16 protein-coding genes are annotated in these 25,259 nt (G+C 67.5%); 8 read left to right on the top strand and 8 right to left on the bottom strand.

The genetic code is table 11. The features are described from left to right. Window positions 1–62: 62 nt before the first annotated feature. From AC1DCU_RS04060 to AC1DCU_RS04045, 4 genes are all read left to right on the top strand, one after another. Window positions 63–929 (top strand): pirin family protein, encoded by an 867-nt coding sequence (locus tag AC1DCU_RS04060; protein WP_134832649.1) that lies wholly within the window; start codon window positions 63–65, stop codon window positions 927–929. A gap of 69 nt (window positions 930–998) precedes the next feature. Then, window positions 999–1,679, top strand: coding sequence for an isochorismatase family protein (locus AC1DCU_RS04055; RefSeq protein WP_442251387.1), 681 nt, complete (start codon window positions 999–1,001; stop codon window positions 1,677–1,679). A 79-nt stretch (window positions 1,680–1,758) separates the two neighbouring features. Continuing rightward, window positions 1,759–2,400: a hydrolase gene (locus tag AC1DCU_RS04050; RefSeq protein ID WP_025874387.1), complete on the top strand. Its 642-nt coding sequence runs from the start codon at window positions 1,759–1,761 to the stop codon at window positions 2,398–2,400. 80 nt (window positions 2,401–2,480) lie between these two features. Further along, window positions 2,481–2,879: an OsmC family protein gene (locus AC1DCU_RS04045; RefSeq protein ID WP_025874386.1), complete on the top strand. Its 399-nt coding sequence runs from the start codon at window positions 2,481–2,483 to the stop codon at window positions 2,877–2,879. 78 nt (window positions 2,880–2,957) lie between these two features. Here AC1DCU_RS04045 and AC1DCU_RS04040 read toward each other — a convergent pair whose 3' ends face one another. From AC1DCU_RS04040 to AC1DCU_RS04015, 6 genes are all read right to left on the bottom strand, one after another. Further along, entirely contained in the window at window positions 2,958–3,287 is a 330-nt protein-coding gene (locus AC1DCU_RS04040) for a hypothetical protein (protein ID WP_025874385.1), read from the bottom strand. A gap of 96 nt (window positions 3,288–3,383) precedes the next feature. Then, window positions 3,384–5,123 (bottom strand): putative porin, encoded by a 1,740-nt coding sequence (locus tag AC1DCU_RS04035; RefSeq protein WP_442251386.1) that lies wholly within the window; start codon window positions 5,121–5,123, stop codon window positions 3,384–3,386. A gap of 42 nt (window positions 5,124–5,165) precedes the next feature. Beyond that, complete coding sequence (tolA, locus tag AC1DCU_RS04030; RefSeq protein WP_442251385.1) at window positions 5,166–5,867, bottom strand: cell envelope integrity protein TolA; 702 nt, start codon at window positions 5,865–5,867, stop codon at window positions 5,166–5,168. A 3-nt stretch (window positions 5,868–5,870) separates the two neighbouring features. Continuing rightward, on the bottom strand, window positions 5,871–6,284 hold the full coding sequence (locus AC1DCU_RS04025; RefSeq protein WP_025874382.1) for an ExbD/TolR family protein: 414 nt from the start codon (window positions 6,282–6,284) through the stop codon (window positions 5,871–5,873). Between the two features lie 10 nt (window positions 6,285–6,294). Then, window positions 6,295–8,079 (bottom strand): DUF2341 domain-containing protein, encoded by a 1,785-nt coding sequence (locus tag AC1DCU_RS04020; protein WP_442251384.1) that lies wholly within the window; start codon window positions 8,077–8,079, stop codon window positions 6,295–6,297. 37 nt (window positions 8,080–8,116) lie between these two features. Next, a complete protein-coding gene (locus AC1DCU_RS04015) occupies window positions 8,117–9,739 on the bottom strand; it encodes a ShlB/FhaC/HecB family hemolysin secretion/activation protein (RefSeq protein WP_059064319.1) in 1,623 nt (540 codons plus the stop codon). A gap of 201 nt (window positions 9,740–9,940) precedes the next feature. Between AC1DCU_RS04015 and AC1DCU_RS04010 the strand changes: the two genes are divergently transcribed. Further along, window positions 9,941–10,282 (top strand): hypothetical protein, encoded by a 342-nt coding sequence (locus AC1DCU_RS04010; RefSeq protein ID WP_032974574.1) that lies wholly within the window; start codon window positions 9,941–9,943, stop codon window positions 10,280–10,282. Between the two features lie 7 nt (window positions 10,283–10,289). Here the strand turns inward: AC1DCU_RS04010 and AC1DCU_RS04005 are convergent, their stop codons facing one another. Further along, entirely contained in the window at window positions 10,290–10,748 is a 459-nt protein-coding gene (locus tag AC1DCU_RS04005; protein ID WP_032974572.1) for a general secretion pathway protein, read from the bottom strand. Between the two features lie 116 nt (window positions 10,749–10,864). Between AC1DCU_RS04005 and gspH the strand changes: the two genes are divergently transcribed. Genes gspH through AC1DCU_RS03990 form a run of 3 tightly spaced genes read left to right on the top strand, consistent with a single transcriptional unit; the run spans window position 10,865 to window position 12,281 of the window. Next, on the top strand, window positions 10,865–11,311 hold the full coding sequence (gene gspH / locus AC1DCU_RS04000; protein ID WP_059064322.1) for a type II secretion system minor pseudopilin GspH: 447 nt from the start codon (window positions 10,865–10,867) through the stop codon (window positions 11,309–11,311). Beyond that, the gene (gene gspI, locus AC1DCU_RS03995) at window positions 11,308–11,670 is read left to right on the top strand and encodes a type II secretion system minor pseudopilin GspI (RefSeq protein ID WP_025874376.1); all 363 of its coding nucleotides are present in this window, start codon (window positions 11,308–11,310) and stop codon (window positions 11,668–11,670) included. The genes gspH and gspI overlap by 4 nt, the downstream gene beginning before the upstream one ends. Beyond that, complete coding sequence (locus tag AC1DCU_RS03990) at window positions 11,667–12,281, top strand: prepilin-type N-terminal cleavage/methylation domain-containing protein (RefSeq protein ID WP_442251382.1); 615 nt, start codon at window positions 11,667–11,669, stop codon at window positions 12,279–12,281. Before gspI ends, AC1DCU_RS03990 begins: the two co-directional genes overlap by 4 nt. Window positions 12,282–12,829: 548 nt before the next feature. On the opposite strand, the gene AC1DCU_RS03985 is transcribed toward AC1DCU_RS03990, so the two are convergent. Next, window positions 12,830–25,234, bottom strand: coding sequence for a filamentous haemagglutinin family protein (locus AC1DCU_RS03985; protein WP_478013495.1), 12,405 nt, complete (start codon window positions 25,232–25,234; stop codon window positions 12,830–12,832). Window positions 25,235–25,259: the final 25 nt, after the last annotated feature.

Raw genomic sequence — 25,259 nt, 5'->3', positions numbered from 1 at the left:
TCACGCCGATATCGTCTCCGCAACGAAAAACAGCGACCGGTTGCCCCGGTCAGGAGATCGCCATGAAGCGTGTCACCGGTACCTACAGCGCCCCCCGCCCGCACTGGGTGGGCGACGGCTTCCCCGCCCGTTCGATGTTCTCCTACAACACCCACGGCCAGCACCTGAGCCCGTTCCTGCTGCTGGACTACGCCGGGCCGTACAGTTTCCCGCCCAGCGAGACCCCGCGCGGGGTCGGCCAGCATCCGCATCGCGGCTTCGAGACGGTCACCATCGTCTACGAAGGCGAAGTGGCCCATCGCGACTCGACGGGTGCCGGCGGCACCATCGGCCCGGGTGACGTGCAGTGGATGACCGCTGCCTCCGGCATCCTCCATGAGGAATTCCACACGCCGGAATTCAGCAAGCGCGGCGGCACCCTGGACATGGTGCAGCTGTGGGTCAACCTGCCCGCCAAGGACAAGATGGGCGCACCGGGCTACCAGACCCTGCTCGATGCGCAGATTCCTTCAGTGGCCTTGCCCGACGGTGCCGGCCGCGTACGCGTCATCGCCGGGACATTCGATGGCCATGCCGGCCCGGCCCGCACGCATACCCCGATGGACGTGTGGGACATCCGCCTGCTGCAGGGCCAGCACGCCGAGCTGCCGGTGGCCGACGGCCGCACCCTGGCGCTGGTGGTGTTGAAGGGCACGGTGCGGATCAACGGTGGCCAGGCAGTCGGCGAAGCACAGCTGGTGACCTTCGACCGCAGCGGCGAAGACGTGTTCATCGACGCCGACAGCGACGCCACCGTGCTGCTGCTCAGCGGCGAACCCATCGACGAGCCGGTGGTGGGCTATGGCCCGTTCGTGATGAACACCCAGGCCGAGATCAGCCAGGCCGTCAACGATTTCAACGGCGGCCGCTTCGGCCAGATCGCGCACTGATCCACTGCATTGCGGCGGGCAACCGCCCGCCGCATTCCGGGCCTTCGCCCCCTCCCCAGGAGACTGACCATGAGTACCCCCGCCAACTTCAACGGCGCCCGCCCGGTGATCGACCCGGACAACGCCGCGATGCTGCTGATCGACCACCAGAGTGGCCTGTTCCAGACCATCGGTGACATGCCGTTCACTTCAGTACGCGCGCACGCCACCGCCCTGGCGAAGATGGCCGCGCTGGCGAAGATGCCGGTGATCACCACCGCGTCGGTACCGCAGGGGCCGAACGGCCCGCTGATCCCGGAGATCCATGACGCCGCACCGCATGCGCAATACGTAGCGCGACGGGGCGAGATCAACGCATGGGACAACCCCGAATTCGTGGCCGCGGTGAAGGCCACCGGCCGCAGCCAGCTGATCATTGCCGGCACCATCACCAGCGTCTGCATGGCCTTCCCCTCCATTGCCGCCGTCGCCGACGGCTACCAGGTGTTCGCGGTGGTCGATGCCTCCGGCACCTATTCGAAGATGGCCGAGGAAATCACCCTGGCGCGCGTGGTGCAGGCCGGTGTGGTGCCGATGGATACCGCTGCGGTCGCCTCGGAAATCCAGCGCACCTGGAACCGCGAGGACGCCCAGCAGTGGGCCGCGATCTACACGCAGATCTTCCCCAACTACCAGCTGCTGATCGAGAGCTACCAGAAAGCGCAGGACGTGCAGAAGAACCACGAGCAGCTGGATTCGCAGCGTAGCTGAGCCGCTGCATCCGCGGCGATTTCCGCCTGCCGGCACGCCGCCGGCACCACCGCAAGCCAACCCCGACCAGGACACCCCCATGGCCAGTGAACCGATCCGCGACCCCGTCAGCGACCACCTGCTGACCCCGCAGAATTCCGCCTTCATCATCATCGACTACCAGCCGGTACAGGTGAACTCCATCGCCTCGATGGACCGCCAGCTGCTGGTCAACAACATCGTCGGCACTGCCAAGGCGGCGGTCGCCTATGGCCTGCCGATCGTGCATTCGACCGTGAACGTACAGACCGGCCTGAACAAGCCGCCGATCGCGCAGCTGCGCAAGGTGCTGGGCGACTACCCGACCTACGACCGCACCACCATCAACTCCTGGGAAGATGTCGAGTTCCGCAAGGCGGTGAAGGCCACCGGCCGCAGGAAACTGATCATGACCGCGCTGTGGACCGAAGCCTGCCTGACCTTCCCCGCGCTGGATGCGCTGAAGGAAGGCTATGAGGTCTACGTGGTGGTCGACGCGGTGGGCGGCACGTCGCTGGCCGCGCATGATGCCGCGCTGCGCCGCATCGAACAGGCCGGCGGCCAGCTGATCAGCGTGACGCAGCTGTTCTGCGAACTGCAGCGCGACTGGGTACGGGCGGAGACCGTGCCGGCCTTCATGAATCTCTTCATCGAAACCGGTGGCACGGCTGGCATCCAGTTCTCGTACGATCGTACCGAGTGATTCCTTGGCGGCTCCGGCTCCGGCTGGCGCCGCCTTTTCCTGCAACCGAGCATGGCTCGGCCCTACCACCGGGAATTCCCATGGCCTACGCACGCATTGTTTCGACCGCCGACAACTACCTGCACCACATCAGCAACGGCCACTTCGATGTCGCGGCCGATGAACCCGCTTCACTCGGCGGCCAGGGCAAGGGCTTCGCCCCGTTCGACCTGTACCTGGCCTCGCTGGCCGCGTGTACCGCCATCACCCTGCGCATGTACGCGCAGCGCAAGGGCTGGGAGCTGGGCGAGTTCCACGCCGAGCTGCGTTCCGAACGTGATGCGGATGGACGCTTCCATGTGCACCGTGTACTGCATGCCACCGCCGAGCTGAGCGATGCGCAGTGGCAGCGCTTGCTGGAGGTGGTGGAAAAGACCCCGGTGACGTTGGTGATGCGCGAAGGTGCACGGATCACCAGCGAGCGCGGGGCTGCTGCCTGATCGCCGGGCATGGCCCGGCGCTACCGGAGGAGCCTGGCGCCATCAGGTAACGCCGGGCCATGCCCGGCGGCCCTGGTTTCAACGCCGCGAATGCAGCACGGTGCGCTGGCGCATGGCGTTGAATTCCTGTTCGACCTGCTGGATGTCTTCGACCTGGAAGCCGGCGGCATCGAGCAGCTGATCGGCCGCGGCGGCAGCCAGCGGATCATCCTCGCGCTGGCGCCAGCAGCGTGCCGGCAGGAAATAGCCGACCTCGCTGCGCCCGCGCATGATGACCACCGGCCGCCCTGCATACAGCAGGAATTCGGCCAGATGCTGGCGCAATCCCTCCACCGAGACATAGGCCGGCCCGATGCCCAGTGCCTGCGCGGCGGGCTCGGAACTCTCGAACAGTTTGCGACGGCTCATCCACTCCTCCTTTGTGCAACGCGTGGTCTCCTTTCCTAGACGGGCGCATTGCCGCACCCCCGCCACACGTGTCGTGACTGCGATCACGCTGTCCGATCAGAAACCGGTATTGAACTCCAGCTGGAACAAATCGATCGACAACGGCGGGCCCGACACTTCCTTGGCCGCCATCCACTTGCCGCTGATCCAGCTGCGCGCGTCCAGCGCATAGGCGCCGCCCACGTAGTAGCCGCGCGCATTGGTGCCGCCCAGGTGAAAGTTCGGATCGTTGTAGGCATCGGGCAGTGCATCGGCCTCGATCCGCTTGTAGCCCAGCAGGGCCTGCCACTGGCCCTTCTCCTTCAGCTCGGTGGCGCCGAAGGTGGCCTGCAGCATCCAGGCGGTGTCGCCGCTGCGGAAGGTGTCGATGCTGGCACTGCCACCGGCACCGTAGTTGTTGACGATGCCGTTGTTGGCCCGCGCGAACATGGCCTGCTTGTCATAGGCCAGGTTGCGGATGTAGTCCGCATCCAGGCGCATGCCGATGTCCTGCGCAAGCTGTGTATCCCAGCGCAGGTTGAAGGTCGCCAGGCGGAAGGCAGAAGCCAGGCCCACATACTGCGGCGTGGGCGTGTTGGCCGGATCCAACGGGTTGCGGGCGATGTCGCGGATCAGCATCAGGGTGTTGCCCTTCTGCATGAACGCCGGCCGCGACCAGTCGGTATCGCAACCGACCGCGCCGGCGTACAGCGCGCAGGGAGACGACAGGCGACCACTGATGTTCTTGAAATCGTAGTAGCCCAGCGCCGCACGCAGGCTGTTGTCATCGTTGAAGCGCCAGTTCACCCCCACCTGCGCACCGGACAGCCACTTGTTCTCGTTGGGCGTCTTCACCCGGCTCTGGCTGGGCGCGCTGTCGGAGGTGTACTCCAACGGCACCACCGCCAGGTTGCCGAACAGGCCGACGTCCTCGGCGAGGTCGTAGCTGAGGTTGGCCGCCAGGCCGTCGAAGTTCAGATCGTTGGAGAACAGCGTGTCACTGGTCCAGAACGGATTGCCGAAGCGTCCGCCGCGCACCGTCACCCAGTCGGCCGGGCTGTAGGCCAGCCATGCCTGGTCCAGCCACACGTCCTTCTTGCCCAGGCCACCGCCAAGCTGTTCGGTGGTGGACACCGGCCCGTTGCTGCTGCCGCTGGCCAGGCGCACGCCTGCGGTGGTGTGCTGGCCGATCGTCGCTTCGATGCCCAGCCGTGCGCGGATGCGCCACAGATTGCGGCGGTCCTGGCGGGTGTTGAGCAGCGGCGGCAGCTGCAGGTTGGTGTTGTTGTTGGTATCGAAGCCGTTGCCGGCGTTCACCGAGGCCCAGTTGGTCTCGATGTCGCTGTTGCGCTCGGAGTAGAAGCGCGATTCGCTGCGCACACGCATGTCACCGCTGACCTTGATGCGCTTGGTCCACTCGGCCACCTCGTTCGGCGCGGCCCAGCCCTCGGCTTTGGCCTGCGCCATCACGTCCTGGCGTACCTCATCTCGGATGCCATCGCGCACGCTCTGCGGCACGTACGGCACACGTACGTCGCCGGCTTCCAGCGCCACGCCGCCGCTGCTGGCTGCGCTGACCGCGGTACCGCGTTGCGCAGCCGCCGCTTCTGCTTCGGCCTGCACCAACAGGGCCTGGCCGTCTTCGGGCTTGAGCGCGCCGCTGGCGATCAGCCCCTTGATCAACTTGACCATGGTGGTTTCGGCAGCCATCGCACTGGCCGGCGCGGCCAGGCTGAGCAGTACGGCGCAGCACAGCAACGCCCGTCGGGCCGGCCGTGGGCGGCGGGATGCGGTTCGAGCGCGGTCGTGGTCGTTCATCACGGTTCTCATCGAAAGAAGGGAAATCACGGAAGTCATCGGTCACGCGCCGGGACGGCGCCCCTGGATCAGCACGCGCGCGGGGAAATCCAGCGACGCCGGTGGCATCTGGTCGACCTTGCCGATCTGTCGCAGTGCTTCAAGCACGGCCACGTCGGCCTCTTCGTTGCCGCTGCCACGCACCAGCTCGACCTTCTCCAGCCGGCCATCGGGCGCCAGCCAGACATTCACCTGCAGCTGGAACGCCAGGCGCTTGACCCGCGCGTCGCGCGAAATCGCCTGCTGCATCAGATAGCCCAGGTAGCGGCCATAGCTGGCGTTGCCGGCACCGCCGCGGCCAACGCCGGACGAGCCACCGCCGCTGCCCGACTGGATGCCGAAGTTGTCACCACCGGCCTGTGCATCGGCGTCCATGGTCACAGGGTCGGCGTTGTCCGGCGTCGGCGTCGGTTCTTCGGCCGGCGTTGGCTGGTCCAGCGGTTCCGGCTCTGGCACGGTCTCTTCCGGCGGCGTCTCCGGCTCAGGCGGCTTTTCCGGTGGTGGTGGTGGAGGCGGCGGCGGTGGTGGCAACGCCAGCATGGGCGGCTGCAGCACCGGCCGGCGGGTGCTGGCGGTGTCCTTGAACAGCAGCCACCACACGGCAACATCCAGTACCAGCAGCGCCGCCAGCACCAGCGCGATCGTCACCAGCAACTGGCGTCCGCGCGTACCGGGCTCCTGCAGGGGTGGTCGATGACCGGCCATGCCTCAGCCCTGCGCCTTGCCGGTGACCAGGCCGACCTGGGCCAGCTCCAGCCGACGCAGCAGATCCAGCACCTCGACCACGCGCGCGTACTGCACCTGCGCATCACCGCGCACGATCACCGGGAAATCCGGCGAGGTTGCCCGTTCGGTACGCAGGCGGTCCTCCAGCTCGGTCATCGTCACCGGGTAGGCATCCAGGAACACCTGGCCACTGGGGTCGATGGTGATCGCCTTGGTCTTGGGCTTCTCCAGTGCGGTGCTGTTGCTGGCCTTCGGCAGGTTGACCTCGATGCCGGGAATGGAGGCGTTGCTGGTCAGGATGAAGATCACCAACACCACCAGCAGCACGTCGACGAAAGGCGTCACGTTGATGCCCTTCTCGCGCTTCTTGATGCCGAACTTCGCCTTGTAGCCCATGGCCGGCCCCTCAGCCCTGGACCACGGCCGGGCCGCGCCCGTCCTGCTCTTCGGCCAGGCGGGCGGCGAACTCGTCGATGAACACCGCCATGTCGGCGCCGATCGCTTCGGCGCGAGCCCCCAGCCAGTTGTAGCCGAACAGCGCAGGAATCGCGACGCCCAGGCCGGCGGCGGTACACAGCAGCGCTGCCGCCATGCCCGGGGCCACCGAGTTGATGTCCACCGCACCGGCCATCGCCGCCACCACGAACACCAGCATGATGCCGATCACGGTGCCGAACAGACCGACATACGGTGCGCCCTCGATGGTGGTCGACAGCCAGTTCATGCGCCTCGCCATCGCTTCCTGTTCGCGCACCATCACCGCATCCATCGACGCGCGGATGGCGGCGATGGTGGCCGCGCTCAGGTAGCCGGAGTTGCCATCGCGCTGATGACGCTGCTGCATTTCATCGATGGCCACCTGGTAGATGCGCCACAGCGAGCCATCGTGCATCGCCGTCGGCACCTTGCCCTGCCGGTCCATCTCGGACAACGTGCGCAGCGGCACGCCGGAGAGCTTGCTGAAGCTCTCGGTGAACACCGCATTGGCCTTGCTGGTGCGGCCGAAATGACGGCTCTTGGCGATCATGATCGCCCAGGACAACAGCATCATCAGGCCGAGGATGGCGACCACCACCCAGGCATCGAACGGCATCGCCTTGAGGATGAAGGCGAAGTGGCTCTGCCCGGCCGACTGCTCGTCGGCGCCGTAGCTGATCAGGCGCGAATCGGCGCCCTGCGCGGTGGCATCTGCCAGCAGCAGCGCCGCCGGGCGTGCTACGCGTGAGATGCGCAGTTCATCCAGCGCGCCATCGAAGTTGGCCAGCGGTTGCGCCGCGCCCGGCGCATCGGCACCCACCACCGCTGCGGTGGTCAGTGCCGGCAGCTCACCACTGAGCTGGGCCACCACGCGACCGTTCAGATACAGCTGCAGCGACCCCTTCTCGGCGGTAACCGCAACATGCGCCCACTGCCCTTCCGGAATCGGCTGCGCCGGCGTGCTGCGTTGACCGTTGAGCTGCACGAACGGCACCCGGTTGTCGATGCCCACCACCAGCTCTGCGCTGCCATCGCGCCGGGCGTAGATCGCCTGCGCGGTGGTCAGCGCGCCCGGTTTGATCCAGGCAGAAACAGTGAGCGGCGCACCCGCTTCCTGTGCCAGCGAAGCACTGGCCGGCAGCGGCAGTGGACCGACGCCCAGCTGCACGCCACGCCCGATCACCGTGCTTTCCGCCGCAGGCACTACTGCACCGGCCGTGTTGCCGTAGGCCGTGGTATCACGGGCCGGCGCATTGGCTTCAGCAAAGTGGTAGACCAGCGTGTAATCCGGATCGAACACCTGCTGGCCATTGCCGCTGGCCGGTGCCTTCGCGTTGCCGTAGTACATCCAGATCGTCTGCGGCGCGCTGGCGGTCAGTGCCGGAACGTCCACCCAGACCAGGGCCAGGCCCAGGTTCGGGTCGAACTGCTCGATCTGATGGGCCAGCACGGTGCGACCGTCGGCAGAAACGAAACGCAGGTCGTTGCCACCCTCCTGGGTGCCATCAAAACCGAAGTTGCCGGTATGCAGGCGCAGCAGCAGCGGCGTACGCCCGGGGTTGCCGGTCAACCCCGCGCCCTGTGGGCCTGCGTCGACGGTGATCGGCTTGCGGTACTTCCATTCGGCCTGCCACCAGTTGGCATCGGCCGCGGCCGCGGGCAGCGCGATCAGCGCAGCCAACAGCAGCAACATTCGGGAAAGCAGACGGTCCATGCAAAAGGTCTCCGGAGAACGCATCTCAAGGGAAGGGTCAGTAGCTGGTGCTGATGTTGAAATGCAGGCGCGGGTCGTCCTTGCGCGTGACCGGGCCATCGGCGTAGGGCCAGGCGTAGTCCAGGCGCAGCTGCAGGTGTTCGCCCAGGCGCAGCTGCGCGCCCAGCCCGACCGACGCCAGGTTGTACTTGTCGCGCTGTTCCGGCAGCGGCTGACGCAGGCGCAGGTAGGCCGCGTCGGCGAAGCTGTACAGCCGCAGGTCGGTACCGCTCCACAGCGACCACGCCGGGGTGCGCCATTCCAGGTTGGCCAGGCCACCGTAGTCGCCGATCGCTTCGGCCGACAGGTAGCCGCGCACGGTGTACATGCCGCCGGCGGCGAACTGTTCGGCCGAGACCAGCGGTGCATCGGTCGCCTGCAGCGAGCCACGCGCAGACCACTGCCAGTCGTTGCCGAAGGTGTGCGTGTTGGAGACATCGGCCTTGAACGCCACGAAACTCGGATCGGCCCAGTAGCGCTTCTGACCGAAATCGGTGGCGTTGCTGCCATAGCCGAACAGACGCCGGGTTCCCGCCACCAGCTGCGTGTTGATGCTCAGCTGATCGTGCTCGCCCTGGCGCACGCCGACGAAGGCCAGCGTGACCGGTGCGTACTTCAAGGGCGTCTTCAGGCTGTCCTTGCCCATCTGCGTGTCTTCTTCGGTGTCCTTGAAGTCCACGCCGAGGCTGAGCTGGCGCCACCAAGCGCCGCTGCCCGGCAGGCGGTAGTTGAGCTTGAGACCAATGGAATGACCGTTGCCGATCACGTTGGTGCCGGTGCCCGTGCCTGCGCCGCCTTGTCCGCCGGCATTGAGTACGCGGCTGTCGGACGTGTAGCCTGATGCCTCAAGACTCCACGGCGTGCCCTCGAAGGGAACGGTGTAGGAGGCGGAGAACACCTTTGCCTGGTGGGTGTCTTCCGGCGCGATGAACACGCCGATGCTCGCACTGTGGCCGCGCCGCCACAGGTTGTCGTGGGCCAGCGATGCACTCAGGCGCAGCTTCTCGGTATCGGCGCTGTGGTCGTTGTTGAGCGCCGCACTGGCACGCCAGGGCGACTTCTCTTCCACCTGCAGGTCCACATCCATGGTGCCCGGCACCTGGCCTTCGCGCACCAATGGCATCACCTGGCGGCGGCCCCCTTCGTTCAGCGCCGTCAGTTCCTTCTGTGCCTGGTCGAAATCGGGCACGCGCCCTTCAGCCAACGACGGCACCCGCTCGCGGATGCGCTCGGGTGAGTCATGGCGGGCACCGACCACGCGCAGCTGGCCAATGGGCGTCTGCTGCACCTTCAGCAGCACCACGCCCGCGTTGACCTGCTGCTCGGGCAGCTCCACATAGACCGATTGGTAGCCGGCCTGCTGGTACAGCGCGTTGACTGCATCGCGCGCCTTCTCGACATCGGCGAGCGTTTTGCCGGGGCCGAGGAACGGTTCGACCGCGCGCTCGATCTGGCGCGCATCGAGCACGGTGTTGCCGCGCACGATGTACTCGTTGATGTTCACCGTGGGCGCTGGCGCGGCGTCCTGCGCGAACGCTGGAGACGGCAGCGAGGCCAAGGCCAGCAGCAAGGGATGCAGGCGCAGCGGAAGGCGAACGGCACGGCACGGAACGGGAGTCATCGAAGGCATCGCGTCGTATCGAAGGGAATGGCCAGGGAGCGGCGCGTGGGTCTACCAACAGGACGTGCAGGCCGCGTTAAAACCGCCAACAGTTTTGTGACAGCACTGTCATCTGTTGACGATGCTGAAACAGGCGCAGGCGGACACTTCGCCTGGCACACGTCTTCATTGCAAAGCGCTTGCTGCCTCGGGTGATTCAGGATGCACACCACTCTGCTTACGCCAAACCGCCCTGCCCTCTGCCTGACGTTGGTTCTGGCTCTGGCTTCGCCCTGGGCGCGGGCCGACCAGGCTGCCAAACAGGCAGATGCAGCGCCATGCATCGAAGTACAGGTCAATGGCGAGCGCATCCCCGCCTGGGACTGCCTGCAACGCAAGCTGGCGCCGGCAGAGAACAACGCCCTCCATCCCAATCTTCCCGAGGCCGAGCGCTTGATGCGCAAGCCCGGCAACCAGTTGCTGCAGTACAACCTGGAGGGCACGCGGCAGCGCATGGGCGATGCGTTCGGGCGTTCGGTGGTGCCGCAGCGTCCAGCGCGCTGAGCCGTGTTCAGTGCCGCCCCAGCGCGGCGGGAACGATGCCATCGGTGGGCAGCGGCGGCAGTTCGGGCACGGGCAGCGAGCGCGGTTGTCCTGCCTGCTGCAGTTCAACCGCGTTCGCGCTGATTGCTGCCAATACGGTAGATGGACCAAGCCGCTGCCCCGGCGCATAGGCCTGGGCAGGTGCCCTATCCACCGACAGCAATGCCAGTGGCGCCTGCCGCCCTGCCATCACCCCCAGCACGGTCACCTCGGTCTGTACTGCACCTGGCGAAAGCAGCCGCACCAGCGGTGCGCTCGCAGCGTCGTCGAAGGCCGGGGCAGCGGGTACGGCGATCTGCACCGTGGCGGCGGAAACGCGAGCCGGCGCCATGAACAGGGCCATGCCCCAGTATCCCGCGACGGTCAGCAGCAGCATGGCCGCCAGCAGGGTCAACGTGCGATTGCGATCCCAACGCCTGCCGTCCATGTTCCGCACCTTCGCCAGGTTCCTGTGCGGCCACGCTAGCAGCTGACGCTGACGCTTTTGTTTCATCATCCGCGCCTACGCTGGCAGGTATCGGCAAGGACGGGAAGCGATGTGCGATGCAAGGCAGACCACGCGGTTTCACCCTGATCGAACTGATGGTGGTGCTGGTCATCATCGGCATCTGCACGGCGGGTATCGGCCTCGGCCTGGGCAGCCTGCTCGACCCTGCGCGGCAGCTGCGCCAGGAATCGGAGCGGCTGGCGCAGCGCCTGCAGGTCGCTCGCGATGAAGCGCGCATTGATGGTCGGCCGATCCGCTGGCAGGCCACTGCAGAGGGTTACCGCTTCAGCCGCCGCGACAGCCAGGGCTGGGTCGAGCTGCGGCGTGATGACCTGCTGCGCCCCCAGCAGTGGCAGACCCGTGGCATCACCGTGCAACCCACGGCTGCCATCGAGCTGAGCCCCGAATGGATTGGTGTGCCGTGGGAGCTGGCGTTGTCGCTGGACGGTCGTCGACTGCGTCTTCGTGATGATGGCAGCGGACAATTGCAGGTCCTGCAGTGAAACGGCAGCAACACGGATTCACCCTGATTGAGGTGCTGATCGCGTTGGCCATCGTGGCCATCGCATTGGCGGCGGTGATGCGCTCGGTGGCGGTGGCGACCGATGACCAGTCGCGTCTGCGTGACCGTCGGCTGGCCCTGTTGTGCGCGCAGGACCGCTGGCAGGAGCTGCGTCTGTCCGCACAGCCTCCCGGCGATGCACGTCTGCTGTGCCTGCAGGGGCGCACCCGCTTCCTGGTGCAGCAGCACCTGGGCAATGGCGCCGACGGACAACCGCAGCTGGAGTTGAGCGTGGTGGCCGAAGATGCACCGAAACAATCGCTGACGCGCCTGCAGTTGCCGTGGACGGCGGCGCCATGAAACGCGCGGCGGGCGGTTTCACCCTGATCGAGGTGATGATCGCCATCACCATCATGGGCGTGCTGGCGGTGATCTGCTGGCGCGCCCTGGACAGCGTGGCCAATACGGACCAGCGCCTGCGCCAGGCCGATGCCGAGACCAGCACGGCGATGCGGGTGCTGCAGCAGTTCCAGCGCGATATCGAGATGCGCGCTGACGATGCGCTGATGAACGGCGCGGTGCGCCCGGCCGATCAGCCTGCGCGGCTGTTGCCGCCGTCGTTGACCAGTGAGCGCCACCCCGATGGTGGCTTCACGCTGGAGATCACCCGCAGCGTCGGTAGTGATGGGCTGCAGTGGCAGCGCGTTCGCTGGTGGCGGCAAGGCAGCACGTTGTGGCGTGCCAGCGGTGCGCCTTCCGATCATTATCCGCTGCCTGTGCCCGAGCCAACGCGCGGGTTGCTGGTGGCACGTGATGTGCAGCGCTTCGAGGTGCGGGCGTGGCAGCCAGGGGTGGGTTGGGCGATGCTGCCGAGCCAGGGGGAGGTTTTGCCGGCGACCGGCCTGGAGTTGCGGTTGGGGTTGCTTGATGGGCGCGGGCCGTTGAGTTATCGGCGGGTGTTGGCGCTCTGAGGCGCATCCACGCATGGCGTGGATCTACTGCCAGGCCGGCATCTGCTGCCAAGCCTGTTCTGGTGGGTGCCGACCGTTGGTCGGCACTGAAGCTGCCCCAGCCATCCACGCATGGCGTGGATCTACTGGACTGCATCCACGCATGGCGTGGATCTACTGCCAGGCCTGCTTTGCTGCCAGGCCTGCTCTGGTGGGTGCCGACCGTTGGTCGGCACTGAAAGCTGACCCAGCCATCCACGCATGGCGTGGATCTACTGAGAGGCATCCACGCATGGCGTGGATCTACTGGACGACATCCACGCGGGGCGTGGATCTACTGAGAGGCGTCCACGCATGGCGTGGATCTACCGCCCTCCTGCCGCCGGGCGCTGTCCCGCGCCCGGCGGCGCCGTGTCGGTGGTCCTCACCGCTGATGGCTGCTCCCTGCCCTCGGTGCCGTCCTGGCTGGGGCCGCCACCGTTCCCTGGCAGCTGGCCCGATCCTCTGTTCTGCGCGTGATGGGTGCGGTCCTTGGCCCGCACCGTTCCTCCATCCACGCATGCCTGGATCTACTGCACCTGCTGCTTGCCCGCGTCTGCCCGGGCCTGCGGGAACTGGAAGGCGCTGTTGACGTCGTAGCCCGTGGCGGCGGCCGTGTTTCCGCGTGTTGGCGGATCGATGCTGCTGCTGGCACTGCCGAAGCCCAGGATCTGCACGCTGATCACCGACGGCTGGTTGCGGCGCGCATCGTCCTGGCTCTTGCGCATCACGTCCTGTGCGGCCTGGCTGGCGCTGTTGGCCGCAGCGCTTGCCGACGCCAGCGCGTTGACGTTCACCGAGGCCAGTACCGGCAGGCCCTTGCTGTCGCCCTGCACCTGGATATTGGCGGCGTTGAGCACCTGCAGTGCCGCCAGGTTGATGTTGCCCGACACGCGGATACCCGCCTCGCCGGCATCGATGGTGCCCAGCGGCGCGATCAGGTCGACATCGCCAGGTGCCACTTCGGCGATCGGGTTCAACGTTGCGATGCCGGCGCCGCTGGCCGGTGCCTGCGGCGACAGGATCACGTTGCCCCAGGTGTCGTAGACCCGACGCGGCGGGGTGTACAGCAGCGTGGTCTGCGAGCCACGGCCGGCGTTGATGTCGCCCTGCTCGGACCACGCCAGGATGTCACCACCAAAGGTGGTCATCACCCGCGACAGGCCCAGCAGCACGCTGTCCTGGCTGAACAGACGGATGTCGCCCTGGCCCTGGGTGACCAGGCCCGCGCTGGCCGGAGGCACCACGCCCTGCACGCCCACCACGATCTGCCCGCCTGGCGCCATCAGCTCGATGTTGCCACCCGCTTCGGTGCGCACACCGGAGCCGCCATACATCACGATATCGCCAGTACGGTTGATCGTTGCGCCATTGGCATCCTTGTCCGGCATCAGCGTGGCGATCGCTTCGCGCCCGCGCAGATAGGAACCGAAACGCGGCCCTTCTGCATTGGTGTACTCACGACCACCTTCGCGCAGTTCAGCGTAGTAGACCTGGCGCAGGAAGATGCGCTGCTGCTCCTTCGGCAATGCGTCGAACACGGCCAGCGCCCCGGCGCCATCGGCAGCCAGACCGAAGCGCTGCTGCAGCCACTGCTTCAGTTCCTTGTCATAGATCTTCACGGCCTTGCCGGGCTGCGATGCCAGCGACTGCGCCGGATCGGCCAGGTTGGCCGGATCCAGGTAGCGCGTGCGCAGTGCATCGAAGTCAATGCCCTGATTGCCGGCAGTCACTGCGATGCTGGCACCGGGACGGGCATCGCCCTGGACGACGCCACCCAGGCTCACGATGCTTCCGGCCTCTTCCTGGCGCAGCTGCCGGCCCGCACTCACTTCAACGTTGCCGGGGCCGGCCACCGTCAGGTTGCTGCGGATGATGTCCCGGCCCGCCTCGATCCCGCTGATATCGGTACCGCTGGTGTTGAGCGCTGTGACGTTCGCATTGATCACGTCGCGACCGGCGCGCAGCTGTACGGCCGAGCCCGCTTCGTACCAGTCGAACAGTGTCCTGCTCTCCTCGCCGATGTTCCGCCTCAATTGCCTGCGCCCGCCGCTGCCCAACCCGATGATGTCACCGGCAACGGCATAGAAGCGGCTGGGCGACGTGGGCCGGGACGTCAGCGCACCCGTGGTCGGAGTACTGGGGCCGAACGCGAACAAGGGCAGGATCGCCGACGGATCCGCTCCCTGCACCCCATCGTCGGAGAGATTGTGGCCGACCCGGGTCAGGCTGACGCCCCGCTGGGCCATGAATGCAGGATCAAACGGGCCAGGCAGGCGGGCGTCGCTACCGGAACGTGCAATGCCGGTGGCGTTGATCGCGGCATAGATCGAGCCTCCGGCCAGAACATCGAGCTGGCCGCTGGCCGAAGGCGCGAGCAGGATCACATCGCCCGTAGTCGCCCCTGGTCCGAGACCTCGAAGCGAGGCGCTGATGATGTCACCACTCGCTGCCACCGCGCTGAACCTGGACGGATACAGCCAGTAATTGATGCTGGCGGGAACGGATTGCTCGCGCAGCGCGATGCCTTCAGCGAACATGTTGCTACCGGTTGCATGCAGACTTCCGGCCAGGCTGGGTGCGAGATTTCCGCCTGCCGAGAACAGGTCCAGTGCCGTGCCTCGGGTCCAGAGCGAGAACCACGTCGTGCCAGCTGCATGCTGGCCATCGCCCAGAACCACGTCGTTGTAGTTGGCCGTCGGTACACGCCCTGCATCTGCGGCGCCACCGAGAACAATGTCACCACGGGCCTGCAGCCGGGCCGTGGAATCACCCAGAATGAGCAGGGGCCCCGCCATCGCCACCGGGGCGCCCGCCACGAACGGATCCATCAGGCCCAGCGTTCCGTAGCTGCTCTGTATCGCGCTGAGGCCACCGATGCGTGCCGCCTGCAGCAGGGTGCTGCCGCGCAGGTTGGTCACCGCGCCATTGAGATCCAGATCCTGCAGGAAACTCTCCGGCTGCTGCGCGCTGGCGCGCAGGCCAGGATTCAACGCACCGCCACTGCGCAGGGTCAGGTCGCCGCCACCGGTCAGATGCAGCTCACCGTTGCTGACGCGCCCGGTCGACCCGACCGCAGCAACAATCGCGCTGGAATGAGGCGCGGTCAACAGACCCAGGGCATTGCCCATCGGGTCGAGCACGCCCGCGTGGCGGCCCGCTTCCAGTGAAAGATTGCCGCCTCCCAACGTGCCGAAGCCGGTGAACCCGACCATGCGGGGAGCTGCGTCCGCTTCGGCGCCCACGGTGCTGTACGTGCCGAAGTTGATCCACCAGCTCGTGGGTGTTGCCTGGACGCCTTCGGTGGTGCCCGTACCCTGCCGCCACAACCAGCCGCCCACGGCTGCGCTTGAATGCCCGGCCTGGTCGCGCTGCGCCGTACCGGATTCGGACCGGGCGGTCCAGGCCTCGCCGATGATGTCGCGTCCAGCTTCAACCCTGACATCGCCGCCATGGTCGGGATACCACGCACGGTAACTGGCCAGCGCCGCATCATAGTTGCCCGAGACCTGGTTCCTGCCCAGCAGCGAGGTGTGCCAGGGCGCAGCCGTACGCACCGGATTGAACTGGGGGTCGCGGCCATCGCCCAGTAGCGTCGGCGCACCAGCGGTGTACACGCCGAAGCCGGACTTCATGCGCACGTCCTGCGCGGCCAGCAGTGCCAGATCACCCTTGCCGGTACGCAGCACGCTCCAAGCCGGCGAGCCCAGGCGCTTGCCGTAGGTGGTGACTTCGGTAAGCGTACCGCCGCCGTAGCAGTAGCCCATTGCCGCGCAGATCTCTTCCTCCGACATGCCCATCTCGGCACCCAGTTCCGTCGCCGGGCGGCCGACCCAGGATTCATCGCCCCACCATGCCAGCGAGCCTTCCTTGTCCACCAGGCGCGGCGCGGGGCCGCAGAAGGAGCCTGCACCACAGATCTCCGCCTCGGTGGTCCCGATGATCTCGGCCACCTCGGCAGGTGACTTTCCGGCCAGACTCTCATCGCCCCACCAGTACAGAGAACCCTCCAGATTGACGATGCGATCACCCTTCCATTCTGTCGTCGTGGTTACTGTCCCGATGGTGCTGTAGTGGCTGTCGGCCAGCACGATGCTGCCGTCACTTCCCCAGCGGCGAGTACGCGGATCGGCGGCGGTCGTATCGGCACCGGCCACTGCGGTCAGATCCCACGACGTGGTGCCGTCGGGCAGCATCGCCGCCAGCGCCCAGTTGCGCCCCTGGCGCCCGCTGGCATCGGCCGTTCGCAGCTTCACCGGCGCATCGCCGGCCAGCTCCACCTTGGTCATCGACGGGATGATCGCACCGGCATGCAGGTCCAGTGCGCCGGAAAGCTTCATTGCCATGGGCAGGGCGACACCGGCCGGCCACACCTGTGCGGCCACCGGCGCCGGCGTGCGCAGGCGGAAGCCAGCGCCCAGGCGGGCACCGGACTGCAAAGCCAGCGCCTGTGCCAGCACGGTACCGGCCGCCATCACCTGTCCGCTGCCTGTCGTCACGGCCGCGCCCAGAACGGTACCGGCGGGCAGCAGCAGCGGCCCGGACAACACCATCTCCGCCGGCAGCACGGTTCCCGCCGGCAAGGTTACGGCCTCGAATGGCAGTGCATAGTTCAGCGTGGCGCCAGCACGGAACTCGGTGCCGCGCTGCAGCTGGACACCTTCGCCGGGCACGATCAGGTCGCCGCCGAACGCGGTGTTGGGCGTACCGCTACTGCGCCCTTCCAGCAACACCCAGCCGTCCTCATCGGGATTGGCGGGCGGCGGCGCGAAGCCGTCGTTGATGCTGCCATAGACATTGATATCGCCCTCGGCACGCAGCACCAGCGCGGCCGATTCACCGAAGCCGCGGCGCGCAGGATCGAGCCGGTTCGACTGCGGTCCGTAGCGATAGCCGGACAGATCGATATCGCCGGCCACGACCAGATCGCCACGCGGGTTGTCACTGCTGGTCCGCGCCACGATCTGCACGCCGGGGCGCAGGCGGTAGCTGCCCAAGGCGGCAATGCGCTGCTGCAATCCCGTATTGACCAGCGCGGCGTTCATCCACTGGCTGTTGTCCGGGTCCACCACCGTATCCAGCCATTGCTGGTTGATCACCTGCGGACGATGGCCGTGCACGTCCGGAGCGCTGGCCAGCGGCGCCGAATCATAGCTGCGGAAGGCGTTGACCTGGAGATCGCCGGCACCGGCAATGCGGATGCCGCTGGCCACCTCGATCGCTGCATCGTTGGTGCCCACGCGTGGCACGTTGAGCTTGACGCTGCCGCGCGCGCGGCCGTCGTTCTGGCCCGGGCCGCCACCCGTGGCCACCGAGGTGCCGCTGCGCAGGTCCATCGAGGAGGCCGCACCCAGCTGCAGGCCGCCATTGGCCGAGGTCAGTTCGATCATGGCCCGGTTCGGGCTGTCGATGATCTTGCCGTAACTATCGACGCGCAAGGCGCTGCCATGCGCGTCCAATGTTCCGTCGATACGCAGCACATCGCGGGCGGACAGGCGGATGCTGCCGACCTGTTCGCCACTGGCATCAATGCGGCCATTGACGAGCAGACTGCCACCATCGACGCTGATATCAACGTTGCGTGCCTTCACTTCATCGCCGATCACCAGGTCGCCTGCGCTCAACTGGAACGTCCGGCCACCGGTAATGCCACCGGCGGTAAGCCGGGTGTTCAGGCCGGAGAAGTCCTGCAACTGGCGTGCACGCACTACCAGCTCGCCGCCGTCGTAGGGCACTTCAGTGCCACCGGCGTCGTAGCGGCCGCTGGCTCCGCCAAGCAACGTACCTGCCAGATCCACACGGCCGCCCTGCGCGCCCAGCGCAGCGACCGTCAAGCGGCCGCCGCGGTTGTTGCGGGCGGAAAGATCGATGCGCGACGCCGCGTCGGCAACGATGTCACCTTCGCGACTCGACAGTGCCACGTCGCCGCCCCAGCTGTACTTGTCCACGTCGAACAGGCTGACCTTGCGCCCGGCCATGTCCAGCACCGCATTGCTGCCGAGCGCCACGCCCTGGCGTGCATTGGCTTCAAACCTGCCGGACGCCAGCGCCACCCGGCTGTCGATCACAACGCGCTCTGCCGCTATCGACAGCTCCGCACCCAATGCATCGCTGCCCGCGGTTGCCGCAGCGCCGTGCAACTGCACCGTGCCGCCGTTGCGGATTGCCAGCTGCGCACCCGCGTTACCGGTCAGCAAGGGGGTGACGATATCCAGCGCGCCGCCGCTGAACTGCCAACCGCTGCCTGCCACGTAATCGCCCTGCCGCTGGAAGACCTCCAGGCTGCCCTTGCCCGAGAACAGCATGCGATCAGACGCTGCCAGCGTAACGCCGGCGAAACCGAGCACCTGGCGATCCGCGGCCACCGACGAACTGGGCCGGGTAAAGGGCGCACGCCCCAGCTCCAGCGCCCTTGCATTGATTTCCAGCTGCCCTTGGCCAAGCCGGCCCACCATCGCCTCGCCGGCCGGCTGGGTCTGCTCACCGCCGGGCAACGTGGTGCCGGCCAGCGTACCGTCCCAGACCAGCGTATCGGCGAAGATGCGTGCGCGATCGGTAGCGGTGCCGTAACCGTGAATGGCCGGTGCGCCCAGCACCAGGCTGCGCAGGCTGCTGCGTCCGGTTGCGCCCTCACGGGTGTCCAGGTCCACGCTGCCGAAGACATTGATGGCATCGCGCGCGGTCAGGCTGAGGGCCTCCAGCGCCGGCGCACCGGTGGCGGTGTTTCCCCGCAGCAATCGCTGCAACACCTCCTGGTTCATGGTCATGCCCGCCGGCAGGGCGCCGGCCGCCGCTGCCGCCGCAATGGCCTCGGCGCTGCCGAGATTGAGCGCCGACATGCCCAGGCCGAGCTGGCGCGTGCCGTAGCTCACCGAATCACCAATGTTCAAGGCACCGTCGGTGACCACATTGATGCTGCCTGCCGACAGCAACCGGGTCTGGCCATCGCAGTCCACCACGCATCCGCCGATGTCGATCGCCACCGGACCGGCGGCACTGCCGCCCTGCGCACTGAGCGCCGTCAAGCGCTGGTTGGACACGGCAAGCAGGCCGCCCGACACCAGGTAGGGCGCCGTGGGCTGCGCAACTCGCGACGGATCGGCCCCGGTCAAGGTGTCGATCGCAGCGCCCTGCTCGATCAGGATCCCCTTGCCTCCGAAGGCGGCCGACAGCAGCACTTCCTGCGCCGTCAGGGTGACGCCGTTGCGCACCACGATGTGCCGCGCGCTGCCTTCCAGCGAATAGGTCGTCGCGTCACGTCGCAGCACGCCGCCAATCAGCATCGTTTCCGGGCGGAACGCATTGAGCGCGGAGTCGAAGATGGTTGCACCGCTGCCGCTGCCGGCGCTGTCGCCTTCGGTGGCAATCTCCAGCACCGCGCCATCGGAGGTGCGCAGGTTGACCGAAAGCGTGCCGCCGCGCCCGTCATTGCTGCCGGCGTTGAAATGGGACAGGCCCTGGAAGATCGCGGCTGGCACGGCCGAACGTCCTGCGCCGTCGCCCAACACCAGGTTGAGGTTGCCGGCGTCGGTCGGCCGCCAGCGCAGCGCTTCGCCACGCCGCTCGGCCACGCCCTGCACGAACGCGCTGTAGGCGGTCTCGTTGTAGCTGGCATGGCGGCGCACCACCTCCGCCGGCGTCAGCACCAGATCGGTGAGCAGCGGTGAGACACCACCGCCCAGGCTCTGCGCCTGGTGTCCACTGACGCGCCAGGAGCCAGTGCCGGTCGCCACTGGCTGGCGGCTGCCGACGGCGCTTTCGGCGCCAACTTCGACGCGGAATGCGCCCTTCTGCAGAGCGTAGCTGGCCGGCAGCAACGTGTAGGTTCCCGCCGGAAGGCCGGGAACACCGGCGGTTATGATGATCTGTTGGCCAACGCGCGGATCGGCACTGCCGTCAGCGGTGCCCAGCGGCGCCTGCGTGCCCGAGCGTCCCGGCATGATCGCGTAGACCGCATTGTCACTGCCGCTGAAGCGGTAGCGCGGGTTCGCATCCGCCAGCGCATGCCGCAGGATGTCCACCGAGCCACCGCGCCCTGCCACGAACGCGGCACCGGACAGCTCGCCTCCGCCGGACACATCCAGCACGCTGCCCGCCGCGCCACTGAAGGCATTGGCCACGATGTCGATACCGATCGGGATGCTGATCGAGCCGGGGCCCAGTACATCGAAGTCGGCATCGTTGCGGCGCCAGCTCACACCGTCCACGGTGCCGCCAAAGGGCAGCGCCAGCCCGGCGCCACTGATGGAGGTCACGCTGCCGGCAAGCAGATCGACACGGCTGGCACGATTCGAGTTGAACTCGTTGCCGCCCAGCTGCACGCGGCCCCACGGCGCCTGCACCGTGCCGCCCTGCACCACCGTTGCCGCCACCAGCTCCAGGCTGCCGAACGCAGAATCCGGTGCCGGTTGCGCGCCGCCCGCAATGCCATGGATGCGCAGCACGGCGTCGGGGTTCTGCCAGGACGGCACCCCCGAGGGACCGATGTCGGGAACGCCGGCCACGATGCGTCCCTGGGCCCTGGCCGCAGGGTACAGGCGTGCGGCGCTGATATCGATCGAACCCGGGCTTGCCAGCGTGGAGATTCGTGAAGTGCTGGCGACTGGCGCCAGCATGCGGATGTCGCCGCTGCTGCGCAGCCCGACCTGATCAAAGCCGGCCAGCCAGGTGACGTCGCGCAGGTCGATCAGATCGGCGTCCACCTCCAGGCGATGCTGCCGGCCGGTATCGAACGGTGCCTCCAGCGGGCGCAGCGTCCCTTCCCCGGCCGGCTGCCACCAGCGCCCCTGCGCAAGGCGGACATACGGCGCGGCCAGTTGCAGGCGGCTGCCCGCGCTGTTGCCCGGGACGAAGCCGAGGTAACGCTCGTTCACGCCCTGCAGGCGCAGGCTCTGGTCCATGCGCAGATTGACATCTCCCTGGGCGCGGATATCGCCGAACAGGGCCAGATGATCGAAACCACCGGCCTCGACCTGCTGCACCGACAGTGCCGCATGGCCGTATTCAAGGCGTGCAGGCAGGCTCGCCGTCTGCGCGGCGTGCTGGGTCAGCGAGATCACCCGCGGCGCCAGCACCTCCTTACCGTCTGCCGTTCTGCCGTAGGTGCCGCCACCGAAGGCAACACCAAGGGTGCCACCGCGCGCACCGTCGCCGCCCGCCGCTGCATCCAGTTCGCCGTGCAGGTACAGGGCATTGCCCGCACGCAGCACGATGCTGCCGCCATCGCTGTCGACCCGGGTACGCCCGCTGCCATCGATATCGAGCAGCGCCGAAGCACCGGACGCATCCAGCCGTGCACCGCGCTCCACCACCACGAAGGTATCGGGCGGCAGGTGGCGCACGTTGTCCTGGTCCTCCCAGTCCAGCGCCCCCCCGATCTCGATGGTTCCGCCCCTGCGCACCTGCCCGCGCAACGCCCTGCGCGCGTCGGGCAGGGAAACGGTGTCGCCACTCACGTCAAGCAGTGCGCCATCGGCGATCGTCCACTGGCGCTCGCGGCGTGCATCGCCGCGTACGCCCGACGGATCGAATGCCTCGGCCAGGCGGATGCGCCCGCCGGCCGCCTTCAGACTACCGGCCACAGTCAGGTTGCCGGCGCTGAACAGTTCGATCGACTGGCCCGGGTCGACCTCGATCCTGGCCCCCTTGCCAACGCGCAGGTCGGCCGTGGACAACAGATGCCCGGCGCGCAGTGTCAGGCTGGCGCCGCCACGCTGCGACACGCGTCCGCTGGCTGGATCGGCCTCGTACAACGATGGCGTCCAGGCCTGCACACCCTGCTCGCGGGCCAGTGCCTGCTGTGCGCCCTCGGCCAGCCGCAGCGCCGGTCGTTCCACCTGCAGCTGGGTACCCTCTTCGACCGTCAAGCCGTTGTGACCGGCGATGTCATAGCCGGCAAAGCCACTCTTGAACAGCGCTTCCTGCAAGTGCAGCGACGCCGCCGATGCGTCCGTGCCAGGCGCGCCGATGGCCACCGCACCGCCTGTTGCCAAAGTGAAGTTGCCGCTGCCATTGCCGAGCGCGCTGAAGCGTGCGTCCTTGCCGATACGCAGCCGGCCACTGCCGTCGGTGGCGACCTCGGTGCTGGCCGCGAGCAGGCTGACACTGCCCCCCTTGCCTACGCGCCCCTTGCCATTGGCATCGATGACACCACCGGCATCCACCGAAATCCGTGCACCCTCGCCCACGTTGATGTCGTGGCTGCCGTTGAAGCGCAGCTGTCCACCGTCGATCCACGCCTGTGCGGGACCGCCTTCCGGCGCGGCAAGCGCATTGCTCCAGCCGCCGCCAAGATCGATCCGCGCGCCCGCCGCAACATCGAGCGCGCCGCGCCCGGAGGACAGCAGGGCCGTCGGCCTGCCGAGCACCAGAAGCAGGTTGCCGGCCTCCACCTGGCCGCCGGCAATCTGCACCGTTCCGCCGAGGCTGACGCGGCTTGCGGCAAGGCCAAGCCGGCCGCCCTCCTGCAACCTGAGCGTGCCGTCCAGATCGATGCGGCCGGCCGAAGCGAGGTCCACCTGCCCCCAACGCTGGGCGCTCAGGACCTCACTGTCCAACCACACGGTATTGCGCTGTGCTTCCCCGACCGGCGCCTGCAGCGTCCACGGCCGGGTGTCGGCCTGGAGCTCTCCGATGCGGACCTGCGAATCGAACACTGCACTGCGCCCGGTGTTGTCGAAACGCCCAAGCCAAAGCTGGGCGTTGCGGGCCGCCGCCGTCTGCGCCTGCGCGTACCCGTCCTGCCCCTGGTCTGGGCGGCGCGTCTGCTGCACGCCCTGGAAGGCCACCGTATCCACCTTGCCCTGCAGGACGGCCGTGGGCGCCGAGATCAACAGGCGGCCGGCGTCGCGTCCCACGGTGTAGCCATTGTCGAAGCGCTGGCCAGGGGCAACCAGTGGATTGCGGAAGGATTCGGTGACCCCCCAACGCTCCTGCTTCAGTTCGTAGCCCTGGTACAGACCGTCGTACAGCATCTCCGCCGGCGCATCGTCAAGCCGGTACAACTGGCCATCGCGCCCACGCAGCCAGCTCTGCTGGACCACGCCGGACTGCACATCCAGGCTGCCACCGGCCAGATTGATGCGCGAACCCGCGTGGCTGACCACTTCCTTGCCTGCCAGCTGGACGGTGCCGCCCTGCGCCGCCCATTCGCTGATCGAATGCCCCTGATTGTCCAGGTAGCCACCCACTTCCAGCAGGCCGCCGCCGGCATACCAGCGCGTACCTTCATAGCCACCGGTACCGGCGGCAACTTCGATCAACTGGCGGCGGTCGATCCACACCTCGCTGCTGATCAGCTTGCCGCTGTCACGGTTGTCCGGCGAATCGCGCAGCTCGTTGCCCTGCACCTTCACCTTGACGTTGTTGCTCTCCATCGCCACCTGCACGCCCACCGCACCGGAGACGTCCACGCGCGCGCCATCATCCAGGTAGCTGCGCCGGCTGGCGTCGGCGATCACCTGGCCGCCGGTGGCCACCGCCAGCGAGCCGGCCTGGAAGTTCACATCGCCGCCGGAGACGACTTCGATGCGTGATTGCTCCCGGCGGTCCTGCAGCCGCGAGAGATTGTCGAAGGTGCCACTGTTGCTGGCGGCACGAAGCTTGTCCTGCTCGGCCGATTCCTTGATGAGGGCGTCGCGCTGGCTGTCAAGCGCGGTGGTCTTGCCATCATCTTCGATCAGCACTGCCGTCGTCGAACCCGTGGCCAGGGTCACGCTGCCCTTGCTGTCGGAGGACGAACTCAGCAGATGCACGGTGCCGCGCTGGTTCAACGTCGTTGTGGCCACCGCCACGCCGGCCTGTTCGACCGTGCGGCCGGCAAGAGTGACGTCGCCCTCGCGCGCCTGGATCAGACCGCTGTTGCGAACGCTGCCGGCCGTGCTGTCGGTGACGAAGCGCGGCGCGATCTCATTGCCCCGCGTGGTCGAAGCCGTGTTCTGCGCCGTGCCCACGCCGCGGCGGATCACGAAGCTGTCGCCGGCCGCCAGCTGGGTCTGGCCCCTCCGGGTTTCGATCTGGCCCGCATTCTCCACGCTGTGGCCGGCCAGCAGCACATAGCCACCGCCGCGCGTTGCGCTGGTGGGCTCATGCGTGGTGATGCGCGCACCACGTTCAACCATGATCTTGCCCACCGCATCGGTCAGGGCGGACGTGTTCGCATCAACGCTGTACAGACCGTTGTCACGGAACTGCGCGTCGCTGATACGTGCTGCAGCAGCAACCAGGTTGCGGACATTGACCTGGCTGTTGTTGCCGAACACCACGCCGTTGCGGTTGGCAACGAACACCGTGCCATTGGCCTTCAGCTGGCCGAGAATCTGACTGGGCCTTGCGGCCGGATCATTGACCCGGTTCAACACGGCCCAGTCAGCGTTCTGCAGGAAATTCAGCGTGGTGTTGCCACCGATGTTGAAGGTTTCCCAGTTCAGGATCGCCTGGTCGGCGGTCTGCTCGATGCTGACCTGCACCCGGCCGTCGGCGCCCTGCGACTGGGTCGCTTCGCGGGCATTGATCCAGCCACGGGTCAGCGGATTCTCGTCCACCTTCAGGCCATCCTTGCCCAGCCCATCGGCCACCACGAAGCCCGCCTCCCGTCGCGCCTGCCTGGCCTGCTCCTGCATGCGCTGCTGCAATGCGATGGCCTGCGCGGCCGTGCCGAGGTTGTCGATCGACTGCTGCAGCTTCTGTCGCGCCGCATCCTGCTGTTGTGCAGGCAGCTGGAACTGGATCGGCGCGCCATTGGGCATACGGCCACTCTGCGCTGCCGCACCTTGGGCGGCGCCGCGGTCGGCGAACCAGCCGGGGCTGAAGGCCTGCTGCGCCTGGCTGGCAGGAGCGACCACGCTGCCCAGCGCCACGGCCACGGCCCAGGCCATCGGGTGGCTGCGCCAGAGGGAGGCGGAGAAATGGGCGGCGGGCGAATGCGGGTGCGACATCGGGGACCTCGTCAACCTGATGGGC

The organism is Stenotrophomonas sp. 10L48 (genome assembly GCF_056395105.1).
The sequence above is the reverse complement of the archived record's forward strand: the minus strand, read 5'-3'. Positions and strand labels throughout refer to the sequence as shown.

Coding starts and splice junctions, on each gene's coding strand:
- AC1DCU_RS04055 (WP_442251387.1), top strand. CDS start 999: ATGAGTACCCCCGCCAACTTCAACGGCGCCCGCCCGGTGATCGACCCG.
- AC1DCU_RS04040 (WP_025874385.1), bottom strand. CDS start 3,287: ATGAGCCGTCGCAAACTGTTCGAGAGTTCCGAGCCCGCCGCGCAGGCA.
- AC1DCU_RS03985 (WP_478013495.1), bottom strand. CDS start 25,234: ATGTCGCACCCGCATTCGCCCGCCGCCCATTTCTCCGCCTCCCTCTGG.
- AC1DCU_RS04025 (WP_025874382.1), bottom strand. CDS start 6,284: ATGGGCTACAAGGCGAAGTTCGGCATCAAGAAGCGCGAGAAGGGCATC.
- AC1DCU_RS04060 (WP_134832649.1), top strand. CDS start 63: ATGAAGCGTGTCACCGGTACCTACAGCGCCCCCCGCCCGCACTGGGTG.
- AC1DCU_RS04050 (WP_025874387.1), top strand. CDS start 1,759: ATGGCCAGTGAACCGATCCGCGACCCCGTCAGCGACCACCTGCTGACC.
- AC1DCU_RS04010 (WP_032974574.1), top strand. CDS start 9,941: ATGCACACCACTCTGCTTACGCCAAACCGCCCTGCCCTCTGCCTGACG.
- AC1DCU_RS04020 (WP_442251384.1), bottom strand. CDS start 8,079: ATGGACCGTCTGCTTTCCCGAATGTTGCTGCTGTTGGCTGCGCTGATC.
- tolA (WP_442251385.1), bottom strand. CDS start 5,867: ATGGCCGGTCATCGACCACCCCTGCAGGAGCCCGGTACGCGCGGACGC.
- AC1DCU_RS04035 (WP_442251386.1), bottom strand. CDS start 5,123: ATGAACGACCACGACCGCGCTCGAACCGCATCCCGCCGCCCACGGCCG.
- gspH (WP_059064322.1), top strand. CDS start 10,865: ATGCAAGGCAGACCACGCGGTTTCACCCTGATCGAACTGATGGTGGTG.
- AC1DCU_RS03990 (WP_442251382.1), top strand. CDS start 11,667: ATGAAACGCGCGGCGGGCGGTTTCACCCTGATCGAGGTGATGATCGCC.
- AC1DCU_RS04005 (WP_032974572.1), bottom strand. CDS start 10,748: ATGGACGGCAGGCGTTGGGATCGCAATCGCACGTTGACCCTGCTGGCG.
- AC1DCU_RS04045 (WP_025874386.1), top strand. CDS start 2,481: ATGGCCTACGCACGCATTGTTTCGACCGCCGACAACTACCTGCACCAC.
- AC1DCU_RS04015 (WP_059064319.1), bottom strand. CDS start 9,739: ATGACTCCCGTTCCGTGCCGTGCCGTTCGCCTTCCGCTGCGCCTGCAT.